The organism is Streptomyces broussonetiae, from assembly GCF_009796285.1.
In the GTDB taxonomy this organism is placed as follows: domain Bacteria; phylum Actinomycetota; class Actinomycetes; order Streptomycetales; family Streptomycetaceae; genus Streptomyces; species Streptomyces broussonetiae.
In genome coordinates this window covers 6731059-6749718 of sequence record NZ_CP047020.1, presented here as the reverse complement: position 1 = coordinate 6749718, position 18660 = coordinate 6731059, and the positions used below count along the sequence as shown (strand labels likewise).

Sequence of the window (18660 nt, the reverse complement as noted above, 5' to 3'; positions counted from 1 at the left end):
TCTCGCTATCCCATCAGGTCTTCGAAAAGCCCGTGCACGTCGATGTCGCGGTGCGTCAAGTGCTTGACCGCGGCGTCAAGGAGATCCCCGTGCTCCTCGATCCGGCCGGCGAGTCTGGCATGCAGACCGGAGATCGCGTCCATCATCGACCCGATCGTGTGGTCAAGACCGTCATCGCCCGACTTTGCGACGGCGGGGCTCACGGAGATATGGAGTTTCGCGTAGGACTTGGCCTCCGTGTGAAACGTGGACGCCATTTCCGTCACGTCCGACGTCACGATTTTCAGGTCGGTCACTGGACTGCCTCCGTGTAGGTTCTGACGTCCTCGGCGCTCCAGACCCGTACGCCGGGCGGGAGTTGCGGGTCGACGCGAACCGGGCCGAGCCCGTTGTCGTGCATCACCCGGGCGAACCATCCGACGGGCACCGCCACCCACGGTTGCGCGTCGCCGAGCGCGGCGACCAGCTTCGCAGGGCTGGTGAACGCCACCGCCACCGGGTTTCCGTCGGCCCCCTGGAGGAGTTCGAAACCTATCGCGGGGCGGCGCCCTGGATCCGCGGCGTACCGAGGGTGTGCGGGGACGAGTACCTCCGTGTCCGGTTCGATCGGTGCTTTCGGACGCTCGGCGGGCGGCGTCAGATTCCGGTCGTAGCCATCGAACGGAGAGGAATATGAAGTAGACATGCGCACCTGGGATCGACACCGGCCGTCGGTGTGATTACGGAATTCCGACGGCACCTTGTCACTTTACGTGCAGTCGAGCACCAGGGGAACGCGAGACAGCGCGACAACCCATCAAGGTTTACTAAAAAGCGAGTTGACGGCGTCCTTTTGCCCAGACAAGTCCATCCGTGCCATTTTTCCCACTGATAGGCAATCCGCCGGAAAGAGCGTGTATCGCATTTTTTGCCCTGCCGAAGCAGGCCGGCCGGAGATCTTGTGGCAGAGCCTTCGTGGTGCCGTTGACCGGGCGTGATGCTGGGTGTGACGGCTGAGCGGACAGCCGGGTGGGATGCCGAACTGTCCTCACTGACTGGTTCGTTGGGAACTTGTTCAACCGGCCGGAGCCGCGGGCGGTGTTTGCGCAGTTCAATGGGTGGCTGCTGGCAGAGCTGCCGAAGAAGAACCGGCTGGACGCTGTCGGAGCGTGCCGGGCATGTGACTGCGGACCGGTTGCAGTGGTTGCTCAACGGATCGGTGTGGGACGCCAACCGGTCGCGTGACGCTGTCCGCGATTACGTCATCACGCATCTGGGCCGCGAAGACGCTTCACTCGTCATCGGGCAGCAAGCAAGCCTCCGGCAGCGGCCTCGGCGAACCGTGACCAAGCGTTGCGCCACACGGATGTGTGCACCAAGTCCGGATGCCTGGAATCACGCATGGCAATGAGTTGTCCTTTTTCAGCTGTCTCAATGCAGTTGTTGCCGGATGCCTCCGAGAAGGACGACTTGATCCACTTGAGCTGGGACAATGTGTGCCTCCCCTACAGGTCTTTGATGATTTCGAGGACGAGGTCTCGCGACCGCTTCGGGTTCAACGCTACTTGTCCGACTGCGTCCAGGCGTCGACGGAAGCCGGCCAGTTGGGCCGGTGAATCGAAGAAGACGGCCCCGATCGGTGTGCCCACCTGAGTGGTGTCAAGATGCGGGCTACTGACCGCTGCGCACAGGACCGAGTCGCCGGCCATCGGAAACCCGCCGGCACTGAACGGAATGACGATCAGGCTCACGTTTTCACGCTCGCTCTCCTCAAGGAGGCGATTGAGCTGTTCCTTCGCCACCCCTCGTCCGCCCACACACATGCGCAGCCCAGCTTCGTGAATGAGGCCACGGTATGTCACTGGCGGAGTCTTGGTGATCACGGTGTGACGCGCCAGGCGCTGAGCGATGCGAAGTTCGACCTCAAGGCGCGGCAGCGCAGGGATGAACATGTCGAAGAGGGCACGAGCGTGGTCTTCGGACTGCAACATCCCGCGGACGTGGGCTGTCTGCAGGGTCCTGAGGGACGTCGCATGGTGTTCGAGCTCGGCGACGTCGAGGAAGTCGGCCGGTACTTTGCCGCGGTATTCGTCCCACCAACCCGAGTCGCGGCCACCCGTCATCGTTGCCAGGGCATCGATCAGCGTCGGACTTCACCTGGTCGCCGCCCTGTCATGGCGTTGGGGCTGGCACCGGACGGGCTTCGACGAGAAGCACGTGTGGTGCACCTTCGCTCCCGGGCCTGCGATCGGCGTCGGGAGCGGCAGGTGACGGTGCCCAGGGCTGTGCCGTTGAGTTGTTCGACGGACGTACGGCCCCCGGCCTTCTCGGTGGTCTTAGGTGGGAAGACCCATGACCTCGTCCAGTCGCCGAAGCCCTGGGCGGCCGTGCAGGCGCCGATACCGGACATGGTCACGAGGACGACGCGTGCGACGGCGAAGGCGGAGTCGGGGACCTCCGGGGCCGACGGGTTGGTGCTCTCGCGCAGGCACGCACCCGGTCCGCCTTGACGCCGGCCATCGCCGGGAGCGCGGCGGCCCCGATCAGGAGCAGGACGTTCAGTTTGTCCAGGGTGTTCATCAGCCGGTCTTCAGCGGCCCCCCGCGGCGGCGTCGCGCGTCGCGGACCGCGACGGCCGTGCCGCTCAGGGCCGCCACCACGACGAGGCTTCCGACCACCACGTAGGTGGACATACGGGTGTCCCGTTCCTGGGCCGTCTCGCCGATGTGCAGGGGCGTGACGGATGGCGCCTCGCCCCTGACCACGCCGTCCTCGGGTGAGGGGGATGCCACGGGGTGTTCCGGGTCGACGTCCGTCAGCGCCTTCACGGGGTCCACGACGCCCCAGCCCACCAGCCGGTCGTGCCCCGGGATGGAGCGTTCCGCGGTCTGTTCGATCTGGGCGACGACCTGCTGGGCCGACCAGTTCGGGTACTTGGACTTGAGCAGGGCCGCCACGCCCGCCACGTACGGCGCCGAGAAGCTCGTGCCGTTGTCCGAGCAGTGACCGCCACCGGGAACGGTGGAGATCATGTCGACACCGGGAGCGGCGACCCCCACGAAATCTCCCGACTGTGAAAAGGGAGCCCGTTCGTTGTTGCGGTCGGATGCCGCCACCGCCAGGACACCTTGGTACGACGCCGGGTAGGTCACCTTGACGTTGCCGCCCAGGCCGTCGTTGCCGGCGGAGGCCACGACGACGACCTTGTGGTCCAGGGCGTTTTTCACGGCGTCCAGCAGCGTCTGGCCGCCCGCGACCGCGTTGGCCGTGTCCTGGGAGATGTTGATGACGTCCGCGCCCTTTCTGACCGCGTCCGTGATCGCCTGGGCCAGCGTGTCCGTCGTGCCGTCGCCGTCCGCGTCGTTCTGCTTGATCGGGATGATCATCGCGTCCGGGGCCAGGCCCACGAAGCCCGTGCCCGACGCCTTGCGGGCGGCGATGATGCCCGCCACACGGGTCCCATGGCCCACCGTGTCCGTGGTTCCCGAATTGTTGCCGCGGTCGATCTTCTCGCCCTTGGAGTTCTTGTCGTGCAGCAGGTTTTCGCCCTCGGCCACATCCACGGCCTTGCTGAGCTGCGGGTTCTTGACGTCGACCCCGGTGTCGATGACAGCCACCTTGACGTTCTTGCCCGTCGAAACCGCCCACAGCTCGTCCAGGTTGACGCGTTGCAGCGCCCACGGTCGGCCGGAGTAGTTCTTCGACGGGAACGTGCACTGGCCGTCGTCTGCCCGGGCCGGGGTGGCGGGGAGCGCGATCACGGTGGTCGTCGCGGTGAGGGCCACCGCGGCGGCCGTCACCGCAGTACGAACCGCCGCCGTACGGGCCACCACCGTACGAGCCAGTACCGCGCGGGGCACCGTCGATCCGGCCGTCGCCATGGGCTTGCCGGTCCCCGACATCCTTGCCTTCAGCATGAGTCCGCTCTCCTCCGCCGCCCCGCCGTCACGAACCCTGCGGCTGCCGTGCCGCCGCCTCGGACAGGCGCGGGCCCGTCGGCAGGAACGTCGACCACGCCATGGGGATGGGGGCGGGGGTCACCTTCTCGTAGCCGAGCCGGATCTGGGCGATCCTGGCCTCGCTCAGCTCATCCTTGCGCTGCTGGGCGGAGGTGCCGATGCCCTTGTCGTCGGTGGCGCTGTCGCTGTTGGACTGAAGGGCGTAGCGCAGGCCCGTGTCGGTGACCAGGAAGACCCCGCCGACCGAGGTCTCCGTGCCCTGGAACTGGCGGTAGAGCTGGCCGGAGCCGGGCGTGGCGTACGCGCTGGAGGAGCCGGTGGGCAACTGGGCGGGGAAGTCCGTGCCGACCCAGGTCGACAGGGTGGTGCTGCCGTCGGTGCCGACGGAGTTCAGGACGTTGCAGATCGTGTTGCGACCGCTGGTGGTGTGCGAGCCGTCGTTGACCATGCGCGGCTTGTACGTCGGCCAGTTCTGCTGCTCCGAGAACGTCGCGCTGTCGGCGACGGCGGCGGGGGCGACCTGCTGTGCCTCGCCGGCCTGGCCGGTGCCGCCGAGGGCGCCGCTGTTGAGGAGCAGTGTGGCCGTGAACTCGGAGATGCCGGCCACCTTGCCCTGGAGCACGACGTAATAGCGCATCGTCTGGCCGTCGTACGCCTTCACGACCTCGCCGACCTTGTCGTACTCGCCCAGCAGGCTGGAGGCGTTCGCCTTCTGGCCGGGCTTGCCCTGGATGGGCGGGATCGCGATCGGGGAGCCCTTGTGCAGGGTGTCGAGCCAGTCCTGCGAGACGCGCTGCGGGGCGCGGCCCTGGGTGTCGAGGGCCCGCAGCAGCTCCCGGTTGTCCGCGCCGCCCGACTTCTCGATCTCGTACGCCGTGCCCTGGGCGTCCACGACGTACTGGGTCTTGCCGTCCGGGCCGACGACGTACATCAGGTCGCCGCCGGTGAGCTTGGCGGACCCTTCCGTCTTGGACCATTCCTTCTTCGCGAGGACGAACGCCGCCTTCTGGATGGCCCGGCCGCCGTCGCCGGGGCGCTCGCAGACCGCCCAGCGCTTGGCGGCCGACGCCTCGTCCGCCGAGGGCAGGCGGTCGGGGGCGTAGGGGATGCCGATGGTCGCGCCGTGCGGGGGCTTGCCGCTGTCGAGGATCTCCTCGTCGACGGTGATGACGCTGCCACTGTCCGGGGCCAGCAGGAGCTTGGCCGACGCCATGTTGAGGACCGGGTGCAGCTGGGCCTGCTTGCCCGTCTTCAGCACGACGTACCGGGTGGTCGACTTGCTGGCGACGATGACGTGCGCTCCCGGTGTGTCCCAGCCCTTGGGTGCGGTCGGGCTGAACATGCCGATGCCCCCGAACACCGCGAGGACGACGGCGCCGACGACGAGGCCGGGCACCAGTGCGCCCAGCGGCTTGGGCGCACCCTCCTCGGAGCCGGTGGGAGAAGGCTGGAGAAAAGACGCGAGCATACGGCGCTTCGCGAAGGTGTAGGCGTTGAGTTCGTCCCGCCGTGATGCCATCTGTGTCCGCTCTCTCCCCGTTGCGGAGCCGTGGGGAACCTGTGAAGATCCGTCCCCCGCCTCGGTTACCTCTGGTGCCTCAACTGTCAGACCCGCCCCCTACTATGCCTGTTGCGCGGACGTGCTGGTGGCACGGGTAGGGTGCACACGGCTTGCAGGGACCGGAGGGCAAGGGCTTCCGGGAGAGTTCGGGGGTTTTTGACTGATGGCTTCCGCAACGCGGACGCGATCGCGATCGCAATCGAGGTCCCGATCGGGCGGCACCCGCCGGGCGGGCGGCGCGTCTTCCTCCCAGCCGCCGGCCCAGCAGGCACGCACGCCGTACCAGGGCACCTTCGCGCCTCATCCGGAGTCCCGCTCGGGGCGCGGCGGTTCGTTCGCGCTCCAGCGGCTGGTGCTCCTGGAGATCGCGTGCGCGCTCGTGGTGTGCGGCTGGCTCGTGGGCACCATGGCACTGATCGCCACCGCCCCGTTCGCCCTGCTGTTCGTGGTGCTCGCCGTCGTACGACGCCGGGGGCGCTCGCTGCCGGAATGGCTCAGCACCCTGCTGGCTCTGCGCGCCCGCAAGCGGCGCGCGGCGAGCACACCGCTGCCGCCGGGCACCGACTCCGGCCTCGCGCCCGCCGTGGAGTGCGACCCGAGCCTGCGCACGTACAGCTACAGCCGCGGCGACGACCGCGACCAGCGGCCCATCGGCATGGTGGGCGACGGCGGCTTCCTGACCGCCGTCCTCCAGGTGGAGTCCGACGCGGACGCGCTGCGCGCCGAACGCAGCCGCAGGCCGCTGCCGGTCGCCCTGGTCCGGGACGTCCTCGAAGTGGACGGCATCCAGCTGGAGTCGGCGCAGATCGTCGTGCACACCCAGCCCGCTCCCGCGCTGCACCTGCCCCAGCAGTCGGTCGTGGTCAGCAACTACGCGCCCTTGCAGGCCGAGACCGGCGCCCCCGCGGTGCGCATCACCTGGATCGCGCTCAAGCTCGATCCCGAGCTGTGCCCGGAGGCGGTGGCCGCGCGCGGCGGCGGGCTGCTGGGCGCGCAGAAGTGCCTGACCCGCTCCGCCGAGCATCTGGCCAGTCGCCTGACGGGCGCCGGCTTCCGGGCCAGCGTGCTCACCGAGGAGGAGCTGACGGCGGCCATCGCCACCTCCGCGTGTGCGAACCCGATGGTGACGGCGCAGGCCGCCCAGGCCGGGCGGGGCGAGGCGCCGCAGCGCCGCACCGAGGAGTCCAGCCGCAGTTGGCGCTGCGACAACCGTCGGCACACGACGTACTGGGTGCGCCGCTGGCCCCAACTGGGGGGCTCCGGCAGCTCGCTGGCGCACCTCGTGGCGAAGCTGACCGAGGTGCCCGCGCTCGCGACGACCTTCAGCCTGACGCTCGCCAAGGGAGCGCAGCAGGACGTGTCCATCACCGGACATCTGCGGATCACCGGCCGCAGCAACCAGGAACTGACCGACGCGCGGCGCGATCTCGAGCAGGCGGCGCGACGGGAGCGGGCCGGGCTCGCGCGCCTGGACCGCGAACAACTCCCCGGCGTCCTCGCCACCCTGCCGCTCGGAGGTGCGCGCTGATGACCATGACGACATCGCCCACACCGGCGGGCCGGACGTCCTCGGCTCCGGGTCTCGGCGAGCGGCTGCGCACGGGTTTCGGCCTCCTCGGCCCCCGCCACTCGCGGCACACCCTGCCCGTGGAGCAGGCCGACGCACTGTCCCTGCCGATGGGCGACGACGGCGTGGTGGTGGGCGTCAACGCCGAGGGCCAGCCCGCCGTGCTCGGGGTGAACCGCCCGACGCCGTACGACATCGTGCTCATAGGCGGCCTGTGGACCGCGCAGGTCATGGCGCTGCGCGCGGCGGCGACGGGTGCGCGGGTGGCCGTGGAGACCGGCCGAGCGCAGGCCTGGATGCACATGGTGCACGCCATGGGCGGCGGGCAGAACGGCCTGGCGGTGTACGACGTCGGCCGGGTGCCCCCTCAGGGTGCATCGGCCGGGACGCCGGTGCTGGTCGTGCGCGACTGCGGCATGCGGCCGCCGCGCGGGCGCGTGGTGTCGGCGCCGTGGCAGTCCGTCCTCACGCTGCTTCCGTATCTGAGCCCGGTGGCGCCCCGCTTGATGCGCCAGGCGCGGCTGGTGGGCGTCCAGCGGGTGTCGCCGGACGAGGCGGCCGAGATCGGGCGGGTGATGGGGCTCCCGCGTCCGGACCTCGACACGCTGCCCACGCTGCCTGACGGCGTGACGCTCTGGTGCACGGAGCGGGACCGGCAGTACGTCGTGACGCGGGCGACCGATGCCGAGACCGGACTGCTGGGCGTGGCTCGCCGGATGGACTGACGCGCGCCCAACTTCGCCCGATTTCAAGGCAACTGGAGTGAAGTAAGGGAACCGCGTGAAATGTCACCTCTATTCACCCGCCATGGGCGACCGGTCGAGATGTGCTTGCGTCACGTTTTGGTGTACGTCCGCCTACGCCGGGGCTGCCTCGGGCCCGATGTGACGCGTCGTACGGGCACGAAGGAGCGGCCGGGCCTGCCAGCCCCCTCGCTTTGGTGATTAGGCTGGGTCCGGGCACGTCGCGAAATCCCGCGCGCGAGTTGCGCGCCCCGCGGCAAAGGGGCCAGCGGCCCAAGGGGGAAGCCCGGCGAATCGTACGACAGGAACGGTCGCCCCCGGCACGGCATGAGGGTGTTCGACCACACCAGGAGGAACTGTGAACAGCGATCGGGACGGGATCCGCGGGGGCTGGGACACACCCGACGACGACCAGACCGACGCGGAGTCCGCCATCGAGATGACGGGCGAGTTCACCATCGACTACGCGCCGCCCGCCTGGTACACGCAGAACGCGTCCGGCTCCGCCGGTACGGCAGGCGGTCCGGGCGATGCGAGCGGCGCGAGCGGATTCGGTGGGCCGGCCGGCTCGGGCGAGACGGGCGCTCCGGCCGCTTCCGCTGTTCCGCCGTTCCCGTCGAACGCACCGGCTCCCGGGCCGACTCCGGCGCCGCCCACCACCCAGCCCGCAGGCACTCCGCCGCAGGGCACCCCGTACCCGCCTGCGCAGGGCGCTCCGTACGCACCTCTGCAGGGCACCCCCGGTATGCCGTACACGCCGCCGCAGGGCGCCCCGGGCACCCCGTATGCGCCGCCGCAGGGCACCCCGCCCCAGGGCGCTCCGTACGCACCCCCGCAGGGCACCCCGTACGCTCCGCCGCCTCCCCCTCCGCCCGGGCCGGTGCAGGGCGCTCCCTTCCCGCCGCCCGTGCAGCCCGCGCCTCCGGTCGGGAGCCCTGTGCCGATGCCCCAGCTGCCGCAGGGCTTCGAGCCGCAGGAGCCGCCCGCCGCCCCGCAGCCACAGTCCGCGGCGGCCCCGGCCCCGGACCAGCCCGAGGCACCGGCACCGGCTGCTGCCGTGCCCGAGCCGGAGACGAGCAACGGGGATCTGGAGAGCGGGGCCACCATGCGGTTCTCCGCCGTGATCCTCAAGCGTGAGATGGCCGAGATCGCCGAGCGCGCGGCAGCCGTCAGGAAGGAAGCCGAATCCGTCGGCGAGGCCTCCGCGGAGAGCACGGGCACCGGTGAGGCCGGGGGTGCGTCGCAGGCCGTGGCCGTGCCGGAGGACTCCGCCGAGGGCGCCGAAGGCGAGGCGACCGGTGAGGAGGCCGGGAAGTCCGGGGAGCCCGGCGAAGGTTCCGCGGCCCAGGGGGACACCGTGGGCGAGAACGCCGCCTCCCACACCTCCGACGCCTTCAATGTCTCCGACGCCTCCACCGGCGCAGACGACGTGGAGGACGAGGGCGAGGCCGTGGACGAGGGCGCCCCTGCCGCCGAGACCGGCACCACGACCGGGCCGGACACGGAGACGGAGTCGGAGATCGAGGCGGCCGGGCAGACGGCCATCGCACCGCCGGTTGCCGCCGAGGCCCCCGACCCCGGTGCCCCGCAGTCCACGAACGCCCCCGTGTCGGAAGCTGCCGCACAACACGGCGCGAGCCCGCAGGACAGCACGCCCCAGCCGGGTGTGCCGGACGACGGTGCCCAGCCGGACAACGGTGCCCAGCCCAACGCCACCGCGCAGACCGGCGCCCCTCAGGACGCCGTACCGCCCGCTCCCCAGAACCCTCAGGACGCCATACCGCCCGCTCCCCCGAGCCCCCAGGACGCCGTACCGCCCGCTCCCCCGGTTCCCCAGGACACTCCGGTCGGCTGGGCGCCGCCGCCCGCGCCGCAGAGCGGAGTGCCGCCGCTGCCGCCTTCCTACCAGCCCGCTGCCCCCGCTCCGGCGGCGCAGTGGCCTGGACAGCCCGGCCAGCCCGTGCAGCCTGGGCAGCCGCACCCCGGCCCCCTGCCCGGTCAGCAGCCGCCGTTCCAGCCGCACGCCCCCCAGCCCGCGCCCGCCGCCTGGAACCAACCGGGCGAGCAGGGCCGGCAGGGACAACCGGGCCAACCAGGCGTACCCGCCGCGCCGCAGCCGTTCGCGGTGCCGGCGCCGCCCGCGCCGCCGGTTCCCGGAGTCCAGCCCCCGCCGCAGCCGACGGGCCCCGTCGCGCCCGGCGGTTACGGCTTCCCGCCACCCGGACCGCAGCCGGGCATCAACCCCCAGGCGCAGGTGGGTGGTTACGGCTTCCCGCCGCCGCACCCCAACGGCCCGGCCTCGCCCGGCGGTTACGGCTTCCCCCAGCCCGGGACCCCGGACTCGCCCGCCGAGTCCGGCAGTCACGGCTTCCCGCAGCCCGCGGCGAACCCGTCGCCCGCGGCCGGCGCCGGTCCGACCCCGCCCGGTGGGTACGGCTTCCCGCAGCCGCAGGGCACGCCGGCCGCACAGGTCCCGCAGGCGCCGGTCGATCCGCGGTCCGGTGCCGCGTGGCCGCAGCCCATCCAGCACGACCAGCGGCAGCCCACCAACCCCGGTGCCGCGCCGCTCGGTTACACGGCCGCGGTGGAGCTTTCCGCCGACCGGCTGCTCAACAACAAGAAGCAGAAGGCGAAGAGCGGGCGGCCCACCGCGGCGGCAGGCCGCTTCAAGATCGGCGGTAAGAAGGAGGAAGCCGAGCGGCAGCGCAAACTGGAGCTGATCCGCACGCCGGTGCTCTCCTGCTACCGGATCGCGGTCATCAGCCTCAAGGGCGGGGTGGGCAAGACGACCACGACCACCGCGCTCGGCTCCACCCTGGCCACCGAGCGGCAGGACAAGATCCTCGCCATCGACGCCAACCCGGACGCCGGTACGCTCGGCCGCCGGGTCCGTCGCGAGACGGGGGCCACCATCCGTGACCTCGTCCAGGCGATCCCGTACCTCAACTCGTACATGGACATCCGCCGGTTCACCTCCCAGGCGCCCTCCGGTCTGGAGATCATTGCCAACGACGTCGACCCGGCCGTCTCGACCACGTTCAACGACGAGGACTACCGCCGCGCGATCGACGTGCTCGGCCGGCAGTACCCGGTGATCCTGACCGACTCGGGCACCGGCCTGCTCTACAGCGCCATGCGCGGCGTGCTCGACCTCGCCGACCAGTTGATCATCGTCTCGACGCCGTCCGTGGACGGTGCGAGCAGTGCCAGTACGACGCTGGACTGGCTGTCCGCGCACGGGTACGCCGACCTGGTCTCCCGGTCCCTCACGGTGATCTCCGGCGTCCGCGAGACCGGCAAGATGATCAAGGTCGAGGACATCGTGGCGCACTTCGAGACCCGCACTCGCGGGGTCGTGGTCGTGCCGTTCGACGAGCATCTGGCCGCCGGTGCCGAGGTCGACCTCGACATGATGCGGCCGCGCACGCGCGAGGCGTACTTCAACCTCGCCGCGCTGATCGCCGAGGACTTCGTACGTCACCAGCAGTCGCACGGGCTGTGGACCAGCGACGGCAACCCGCCGCCGGTGGCCGCCCCGCCGATGCCCGGTCAGCCCATGCCCGGTCAGCCCATGCCCGGTCAGCCGATGCCGGGTCAGCCCATGCCCGGTCAGCCGATGCCCGGTCAGCCGTACCCCCAGCAGGCGCCGGGCCAGCCGATGCCGGGCCAGCCGTATCCCCAGCAGGTGCCGGGCCAGCCCTACGCGTCCCACCCGTACCCCGCCCCGCCGGCCCAACCGCTCCCGCAGCCTCCGGGCCAGGAGCTGTACACCGGCCCGCCGCAGCCGCAGTCGCCTGCGCAGCAGGACCAGCCGCAGCAGCACGGTCAGGCGTACGGCTACCCCCAGCCCCCGCAGGGGCAGCAGCCGCCGCAGCAGCAGTGACCGAAAAGGGCGGCCGGTGCTCAGCGCACCGGCCGCCCTTTCGTGTCGTCAGCCGCACAGCAGGCGGCGGCAGTGGGCTACTCCTGCTCCGCCGCCACGATCTCCCGGCACCGCTTCACATCCGCGGCCATCTGCTCGAGCAGGGCCTCCAGGGAGTCGAACTTGGCCTGGCCGCGGACGTAGGCGAGGAAGTCGACGGCGACGTGCAGGCCGTACAGGTCGAGGCCCACGCGGTCGATCGCGTATGCCTCCACCGTGCGCTCGGTGCCGTCGAACTGCGGGTTCGTGCCGACCGAGATCGCGGCCGGCATGGCTTCGCCCTCGACGTGCAGGTAGCCGGCGTACACGCCGTCGGCGGGGATGGCGGTGTGCGGGAGGGTCTCGACGTTGGCGGTCGGGAAGCCCAGCTCACGGCCGCGCTGGGCGCCGCGCACGACCACGCCCTCCACGCGGTGCGGACGGCCCAGGATCTCGCGGGCGCCCTCGAGGTCGCCCTCGGCGACCAGGCACCGGGTCAGCGTCGAGGAGAACGGCTTGCCGCCGCCCGCCTCACCCGTGACGTACAGGTCCACGACCTCGACCTCGAAGTCGTAGGTCTTGCCCTGCTCGGTGAGGAACGCGACGTCGCCGGCCGCCTTGTGGCCGAAGCGGAAGTTCGGTCCCTCGACGACCGCCTTGGCGTGCAGCTTGTCCACCAGGACCTTCACCACGAAGTCGGCGGGCGAGAGCTTCGAGAACTCGGTGGTGAACGGGAGGACGAGCACCGCGTCCACGCCCAGCTCCGCCATCAGCTCGGCACGCCGGTGGTGCGCAGCGAGCAGCGGCGGGTGGCTGCCGGGGCGCACGACCTCGCTGGGGTGCGGGTCGAAGGTCACCACGACGGCCGGGACGCCCAGCTCGCGGGCGCGGTCCACGGCATGTCTGATGATCAGCTGGTGGCCGCGGTGGACGCCGTCGTAGGAACCGATGGTGACGACGCTGCGCCCCCAGTCCTGGGGGATGTCCTCCAAGCCACGCCAGCGCTGCACTGTGACCGCTCCTCGAACCCGTGTCCGTGTCTACCTTGACCTCTTGTGCAGGTCTAAGGGTGCCATGCCGGGTGCCTCTGTCCGGCATCGGTATCGGGGCTGTGACCGGGCGCACGTTCAGCGCCATGTCTTCGGTGCCGCTCAGGCGGGCACGCGGACGCCCGCCAGGTTCTCCAGCGTGCGGCGGGTGCTGGGGCCCACGACGGCGGCCCAGTCGTCCGGGGTGTCGGCGAGCCAGCGGGCCATCAGCACGGCGAAGCCGGGGACGTGCCGGCCCAGCTCGACCAGGCAGCGGTCGAAGCGGGTGGCCCCCTCGGGCGTGCGGACCAGGAGCAGACCGGTGCGGCGCACGAGCCCGCGGGCCTCCTCCTCCCGGCGGTCGCCGTGCTCGGCCGCGGCATGCAGGACGGCGGCCAGGACGGACGGGGCCTGTTCGCCGGTGAACAGGACCTCCAGCAGCTCGCGGCGCAGTGGGCGGGAGGCGGGGCTGCCCGCGGCGGAAAGGACGGCGGCGAGGGCCGCGCGCAGTGGTTCGGGGCTGTCGTGGAGCAGTCCGATGACCAGGGGCAGCAGGACGGGGCGGGCCGTCGGGCCCTGCTCGAGCCGGTGGTCGACGTGGGCGGCGAGCTGTCCCGCGGTCTCCGGGTGCTGTCGTACGGCCTCCCGGGCCAGGGCAGCGACGTCATGGGCGAGGGCCGGGGTGGTGGCGTCGGCGAGGACGCGCAGGGTGAGCGCCGCGTCCGCGCCGTGCAGCCGGGGGCGCAAGGCCGCCAGGACCGCTTCGGGATGGGTGGCGAGGGCAGGGGCCAGGGCGCGGGGCGTCAGGTGCGGGTCGCCTTCGGCGAAGGCTCGTAGCGCCGCGGGCAGGTGCGGGCCCCGGGTGTGCGGATCGTGGATCAGCAGGGCCAGGGCGCCGCCGTGCAGGGTGTCGTCTGCGGGGCGGGCGAGCAGGGCGAGGGCGGCACGGCGCAGCAGCTCGCGGTCGGCCTGTGCGCGCGCCTGCGGGGCCGCGTGCAGCCCGAAGGTCACGGCTGCCGCCCGGCGGGCGGGGCGCTCGTCGTGCGCCCAGCGTTCGACGGCCCGGCAGAGCGCCGACGGCTCGTCCTCGGCGAGCGTGGTGAGCAGTTCGTGGGCGCGCCGGTGGGCGCTCGCCACGAGGATGTCGGTGAGACCGTCCAGCGCGCCGTGCCGGTGGGTGTGCAGCAGCGCCTGCGCGGCAGTGGCGACGGTGGCGTGCGGGGTCGCGGGCAGCGGCCGTTCGTCGTCGAACCAGTGCGTCAGCTGCGGCTGTACGGCGGCGGGCGCGGCGGCGAGCAGCCGGGCGACGGCGTCGAGATAGCGCTCGCCGGGCTCCGGTGGCGCCTGGTCGGCCAGGACGAGCCCGCGCAGCAGGGCGAGCCGCTCGGCGTCGGGCAGGGGCAGCTCGGTCCAGAAGGCGGGCCCGAAGTCGGCCGGCACCTCTCGCCGCGCCCGGCGCAGGGCCACGATCCGGTCGGCGAGCAGCCGCAGCACCTCGGTGTACGGCGTGGCGTCCGGAACCTGGAGCAGGGTGCGGGCGAGCAGCCGGGCGGCCCACCAGGAGCCGGGGTCCCGCTCCAGGGTGTCGGTCAAGTCCCTGAGCCTGGCGGTGAGTTGACGGGATCCGCGCTGCCGGGCGAGGAACAGCAGGGCCTGTACGACGGGCCCGACCCGGTGGTGCGGCACCGGGTCGGGAGCGGGCTCCCGCGGGGCGTGGGGGCGGTGGACCAGGGCGTGCAGGGCCTCGTCCAGGTCGAGGTGCATGCCCTGGATCCAGTCGGCCAGCTCCTCGTGCGCGAAGCGGTAGCCGTCGCCGGCCGGGACGAGGAGGCCCTCGGCGAGTACGGCGGACGCCCAGCCGGTGCCGCCGCCGAGCCGGGCCGGGGCGAGCCCCCAGGGGAACACCGTCTCGAAGGACTCCCGGTCCAGCTCGCCCTGTCCGGGCCCGAGACTGCGCCGCGCGGCCTCGTGCACCTGTCCGGCCACCCGGGCGGCGAGCCGGCGTACGGCCGTGCCGCGCAGACCGCTCTGGACGGCGAGGCGGACCGCGACGCGCAGACACATCAGGTCGAGGTACGCGGCGAACACCTCGTGCCGGTCGACGGGCCGGGCCGCCGGGGCGTCCGGCGTGGCGGCCCGGACCTCGGACAGCAGCCGGAGGGTGAGCGGATGCCGGGCGTCCCGCTCGACGAGGGCACCGTCCGGGATGCCGAACCGGGCCCGGGCCCGCCGCGCCTCGTCCGGGCTCAGGGCACCGAGCCGGACACAGGGCGGCAGGTGAGGAGTGAAGGCACCGGGGGCGGTGGGGGTGGTGAGGGCGAGGGGGGCCGTGGGGGCGGCCGGAGCCGCCTGCGCGGTCGAACGGGCCGGGGTCGCGTGCAGCAGGTCCGCGGGGAACTCCGCCCCGGCCCGCTCCCAGTACTCCTCCCGGCAGGCCACCACCAGCCGTGCCCCGGTTGCGCGCAGCCAGTCGGCCGTGCCCCTGGTCCACTCGCTCGTCCGGTGGGCGAGCAGGGGCGGCATCTCCTCGGGGCCGTCGAGCAGGAGCAGCAGCGGGCGGCCGGCCCGGGCGGCCTGGCGGGCCAGCCACTCGGGGGTGACGTCGCCGAGGTCGTCGGGGTGGGCGCTGCGGGCGGCGGCCACGATCCGGGCGGCCCGGTCCAGGGTGCGGCGGGCGGCGTCGGCCACGGAGCCGTCGGCCTCCTCCAGGTCGGCACCGCGCAGCCACAGCGTGGGCGCGGGCCGCTCGGCGCGGGCGCGGCGCGCGGCGAGGGCGGTGAGCTGGGTCGTACGGCCGCTGCCCGGGGCGCCGACGAGCGCGAGCACGGCCCGGTCGCCGTGCTCGAAGGCGGCCAACTCCCGTGCGGGATGGGCGCGTTCGACCGGCTCCGTGGCTGCGCAACGCCTGCCGTGCGAGCCGTCCTGGCCGACCGAGGTGGCGGTGAGTTCCAGGATGCCGGCCAGGTTGAGGTCGGCGCCGTAGGCGGGCACGGTGGCCGCGTTGCGGGCGAGCAGTTCGGCGAGGGGGCCGTCGGCGGGCCGCAGCGGGACCGCGAAGCCCGCATCGCGCCGCGCGGAGTGCAGGGCGGTGCCGAGGACGCCGAGGACGGCCCCGGTCCCGGCGTCCAGCACCGGTCCGCCCGCGGCCCCGCCGCCGAGCCGCAGCGCGTCCCGGCCGGCGGTGCCGATGGCCAGCTCCAGCGCGTCCTCGAGGAGGTGGAAGCGGTCGGTGGCGGTGTATGTCGCCTCGATGGCGGCGAGCACCCGCGCCTCGCGCCAGCAGCCCGCCGGGATCCGTACATAGGTCCCGGCGTCGACGCGCTCCCGCACGGTCAGCGGCAGCGGGGCCAGGCCCAGCCCCTCGGTGCGGACCAGGGCCAGGTCACGGGCGGGCAGCGGGACGACGGCGCCGGCGTCGACCACACAGACGCGCTCGCCCGCCCGGTCGTCCGCCGCGTGCAGCACGAGCCGGGGCAGACCGTCGACGGTCTCATGGCTGGTGAGCAGGGTGCCGAGGTGATCGGCGAGGAAGCCGATGCCGCGGGGGCGGCCGGCCAGGTCGCGGATCTCGACGAGGGCGGGGAGCGGGGGCCGGTGAGGGGTGTCGTACGGCTGGGCGGGGGCTGCCGCGCGCGTGGTGCCGACGGTGCGCGGGGCACCGTCGGCGCGGCACGCACCCTGCCCGGAGGCTGCGTCCGTACGATCCCCCTGGCCCCGGTGGACGGCGTCCGCCGTCTGCCGGCGACCGCTTCCGGTGCGCGGGCCCCGTCCCGCCATGGCCGTACCTCCCCGCCCTTACCCCCGTTTGCCCTGTCTTCGACGGTAGGCGCGCGGTGATCGGCGGGACAGATCGCGTGGCAAACGCGCCCCCGTCCGCTCCCCCGGTTCACTCCGAGCGCCTGCCCGGACGGGTGAATAGTCGGGTGCCGCTGGATAACCCTAGGGATGGGGGAACCGAGGGGGGACCGTGGAGCGGCGGCAGGGGCCCACCCCGTGGCCGGCCGTCGCTCCACGGACGAGCGTTCGCTTGTGCGCGCGGCGACAAGCGCTCGCCCGTGTGCTCGGCTCAGCCGAAGACGGCCAGGCTCTTGGCCTTGCCCCGCTGCTCCTCGACCAGCGCGAGGAAGCGGCCCTCGGCGTCGAAGACGGCGACGGGACCGGCGCCCGCGTACTCGCCGGGCATCTCCAGCCGGACGCCGTTGAGCAGCAGCCGGGCCCGCCTGGCGTCCACCTGCCAGCGGCGGAACGCGGCATCCGCGGCCTCGGCGATCGGCAGCACGGTCAGCTCCTGCTGCAGCTGGTCCAGCGTCTTCGCCGCGTCCAGCTTGTACGGCCCGACGCGCGTCCGGCGCAGCGCGGTGAGGTGGCCGCCGACGCCGAGGTCGGCGCCCAGGTCACGGGCGAGCGCGCGGATGTAGGTACCGGAGGAGCAGACGACGGAGACGACCAGGTCGAGCACCGGGGTGCCGTCCTCGGCGACCGCGTCCCGGACGTCGTACACCGCGAAGGAGGAGACCCGTACCGGGCGGGCGGGGATGTCGAAGTCCTCGCCCTTGCGGGCCCGCTTGTACGACCGTACGCCGTCGATCTTGATGGCGCTGACCTTGGACGGCACCTGCATGATGTCGCCGGTCAGCTTGGCGATGCCGGCGTCGATGGCGTCCCGGGTCACCTTGCCGGCGTCGGTCGAGGAGGTGATCTCGCCCTCGGCGTCGTCGGTGACCGTGTTCTGGCCCAGGCGGATGGTGCCCAGGTACTCCTTCTCGGTCAGTGCGAGGTGTCCGAGGAGTTTGGTGGCGCGCTCGACCCCGAGGACCAGGACACCGGTCGCCATCGGGTCGAGGGTGCCGGCGTGGCCGACGCGTCGGGTCCGGGCGATCCCGCGCATCTTGGCGACCACGTCGTGCGAGGTGAAGCCCGACGGCTTGTCGACGATGACAAGGCCGTCGGGCGGAGTGGGCTTGCTGGTCATTCGGCGCTGTCGTCCGTCTCCTCGTCGGATCCCGGCTTCTTGTACGGGTCCGCCTCGCCGGCGTACGCGGCACCCGCGGACGCCTCGCGCACCGCGGCGTCGGACTGCCGGGCCCGGTCGAGGAGGTCCTCGATGGTCCGGGCGGTGTCCGGCAGGGCGTCCGCGACGAAGGTCAGGGTCGGCGTGAACTTCACGCCGGCCGCACGGCCGACCTCGGAGCGCAGGATGCCCTTGGCGCTCTCCAGGCCCGCGGCAGCGGCGTTCCGCTCCTCTTCGTCCCCGTAGACCGTGTAGAAGACGGTCGCCTCCCGCAGGTCACCCGTGACCCGGGTGTCCGTGATGGTGACGTGCGAGCCGAGCCGCGGGTCCTTGATCCCGCGCTGCAGCTTCTGGGCCACCACCTCTCGGATGAGGTCCGCCAGCCTTTTCGCCCGCGCGTTGTCGGCCACTGGTCCGTCTCCCGTTCTTTTTCTTCTTCTCGTGTTGCTGTGGTCTGGTCGCGTCAGTCGTCTTCGCCGTGGAAACGGCGTCGGACCGACAGCAGTTCCACCTCGGGGCGGCCGGCGACCAGCCGTTCGCACCGGTCGAGTACGTCACTCAGGTGCCCCGCGTCCGAAGAGACCATGGCGAGGCCGATGACCGCTCGCCGGTGGAGGTCCATGTGGTCCACCTCGGCCGCGCTCACCGCGTACTTCCGCTGGAGCTCGGCGACGATCGGGCGGACGACGGAGCGCTTTTCCTTCAGCGAGTGGACGTCGCCGAGGAGGAGGTCGAAGGACAGAGTCCCCACATACATGTTGTGTGCCGGGTTGACCCGCCGGTACGGGATCGATGGCCTGGAGCCACGGTACCGCTTGGGTGCCAGTGGCTCGACCGGGTTTTCCGGGCGCCGTCGACTGCAGCGCTTCCCGGGGGCGAGACCCCCGGGAACGGCGCGCTGGCCGGCAGAA

At 72.4% G+C, this 18660-nt stretch carries 14 protein-coding genes; 3 read left to right on the top strand and 11 right to left on the bottom strand.

The window, feature by feature from the left end:
- Window positions 1-5 precede the first annotated feature (5 nt).
- The 6 genes from GQF42_RS31220 to eccB all read right to left on the bottom strand — a co-directional run bounded on the left by GQF42_RS31220 (window position 6) and on the right by eccB (window position 5457).
- Window positions 6-296, bottom strand: coding sequence for a DUF6317 family protein (locus GQF42_RS31220; RefSeq protein WP_233273516.1), 291 nt, complete (start codon window positions 294-296; stop codon window positions 6-8).
- A complete protein-coding gene (locus GQF42_RS31215) occupies window positions 293-685 on the bottom strand; it encodes an SAV_915 family protein (protein ID WP_158925422.1) in 393 nt (130 codons plus the stop codon). The genes GQF42_RS31220 and GQF42_RS31215 overlap by 4 nt, the downstream gene beginning before the upstream one ends.
- 592 nt (window positions 686-1277) lie before the next feature.
- Complete coding sequence (locus GQF42_RS47735; RefSeq protein ID WP_158925420.1) at window positions 1278-1472, bottom strand: DUF397 domain-containing protein; 195 nt, start codon at window positions 1470-1472, stop codon at window positions 1278-1280.
- A 12-nt stretch (window positions 1473-1484) separates the two neighbouring features.
- Window positions 1485-2102: a DUF5753 domain-containing protein gene (locus GQF42_RS31205; protein ID WP_158925418.1), complete on the bottom strand. Its 618-nt coding sequence runs from the start codon at window positions 2100-2102 to the stop codon at window positions 1485-1487.
- Window positions 2103-2558: 456 nt separating this feature from the next.
- Window positions 2559-3860: a type VII secretion-associated serine protease mycosin gene (mycP, locus tag GQF42_RS31200; RefSeq protein WP_158930787.1), complete on the bottom strand. Its 1302-nt coding sequence runs from the start codon at window positions 3858-3860 to the stop codon at window positions 2559-2561.
- 64 nt (window positions 3861-3924) lie between these two features.
- Window positions 3925-5457, bottom strand: a complete 1533-nt coding sequence (gene eccB / locus GQF42_RS31195; RefSeq protein ID WP_158925416.1) for a type VII secretion protein EccB — start codon at window positions 5455-5457, stop codon at window positions 3925-3927.
- Window positions 5458-5662: 205 nt separating this feature from the next.
- Between eccB and eccE the strand changes: the two genes are divergently transcribed.
- The 3 genes from eccE to GQF42_RS31180 all read left to right on the top strand — a co-directional run bounded on the left by eccE (window position 5663) and on the right by GQF42_RS31180 (window position 11692).
- Window positions 5663-7027, top strand: coding sequence for a type VII secretion protein EccE (gene eccE, locus GQF42_RS31190; RefSeq protein WP_158925414.1), 1365 nt, complete (start codon window positions 5663-5665; stop codon window positions 7025-7027).
- A complete protein-coding gene (locus GQF42_RS31185) occupies window positions 7027-7791 on the top strand; it encodes a hypothetical protein (RefSeq protein WP_158925412.1) in 765 nt (254 codons plus the stop codon). Before eccE ends, GQF42_RS31185 begins: the two co-directional genes overlap by 1 nt.
- A 376-nt stretch (window positions 7792-8167) precedes the next feature.
- Window positions 8168-11692: an SCO5717 family growth-regulating ATPase gene (locus tag GQF42_RS31180; RefSeq protein ID WP_158925410.1), complete on the top strand. Its 3525-nt coding sequence runs from the start codon at window positions 8168-8170 to the stop codon at window positions 11690-11692.
- 77 nt (window positions 11693-11769) lie between these two features.
- Here GQF42_RS31180 and GQF42_RS31175 read toward each other — a convergent pair whose 3' ends face one another.
- From GQF42_RS31175 to GQF42_RS31155, 5 genes are all read right to left on the bottom strand, one after another.
- Window positions 11770-12720 (bottom strand): bifunctional riboflavin kinase/FAD synthetase, encoded by a 951-nt coding sequence (locus GQF42_RS31175; protein ID WP_158925408.1) that lies wholly within the window; start codon window positions 12718-12720, stop codon window positions 11770-11772.
- A 141-nt stretch (window positions 12721-12861) separates the two neighbouring features.
- Entirely contained in the window at window positions 12862-16515 is a 3654-nt protein-coding gene (locus GQF42_RS31170; protein WP_158925406.1) for a trypsin-like peptidase domain-containing protein, read from the bottom strand.
- A 289-nt stretch (window positions 16516-16804) separates the two neighbouring features.
- Window positions 16805-17710, bottom strand: a complete 906-nt coding sequence (gene truB / locus GQF42_RS31165) for a tRNA pseudouridine(55) synthase TruB (protein ID WP_158925404.1) — start codon at window positions 17708-17710, stop codon at window positions 16805-16807.
- Complete coding sequence (gene rbfA / locus GQF42_RS31160; RefSeq protein WP_158925402.1) at window positions 17707-18159, bottom strand: 30S ribosome-binding factor RbfA; 453 nt, start codon at window positions 18157-18159, stop codon at window positions 17707-17709. The genes truB and rbfA overlap by 4 nt, the downstream gene beginning before the upstream one ends.
- 53 nt (window positions 18160-18212) lie before the next feature.
- Window positions 18213-18506 carry a DUF503 domain-containing protein gene (locus GQF42_RS31155; protein WP_158925400.1) on the bottom strand — a complete coding sequence of 98 codons (294 nt, stop codon included), beginning with the start codon at window positions 18504-18506 and terminating at the stop codon, window positions 18213-18215.
- Window positions 18507-18660 lie beyond the last annotated feature (154 nt).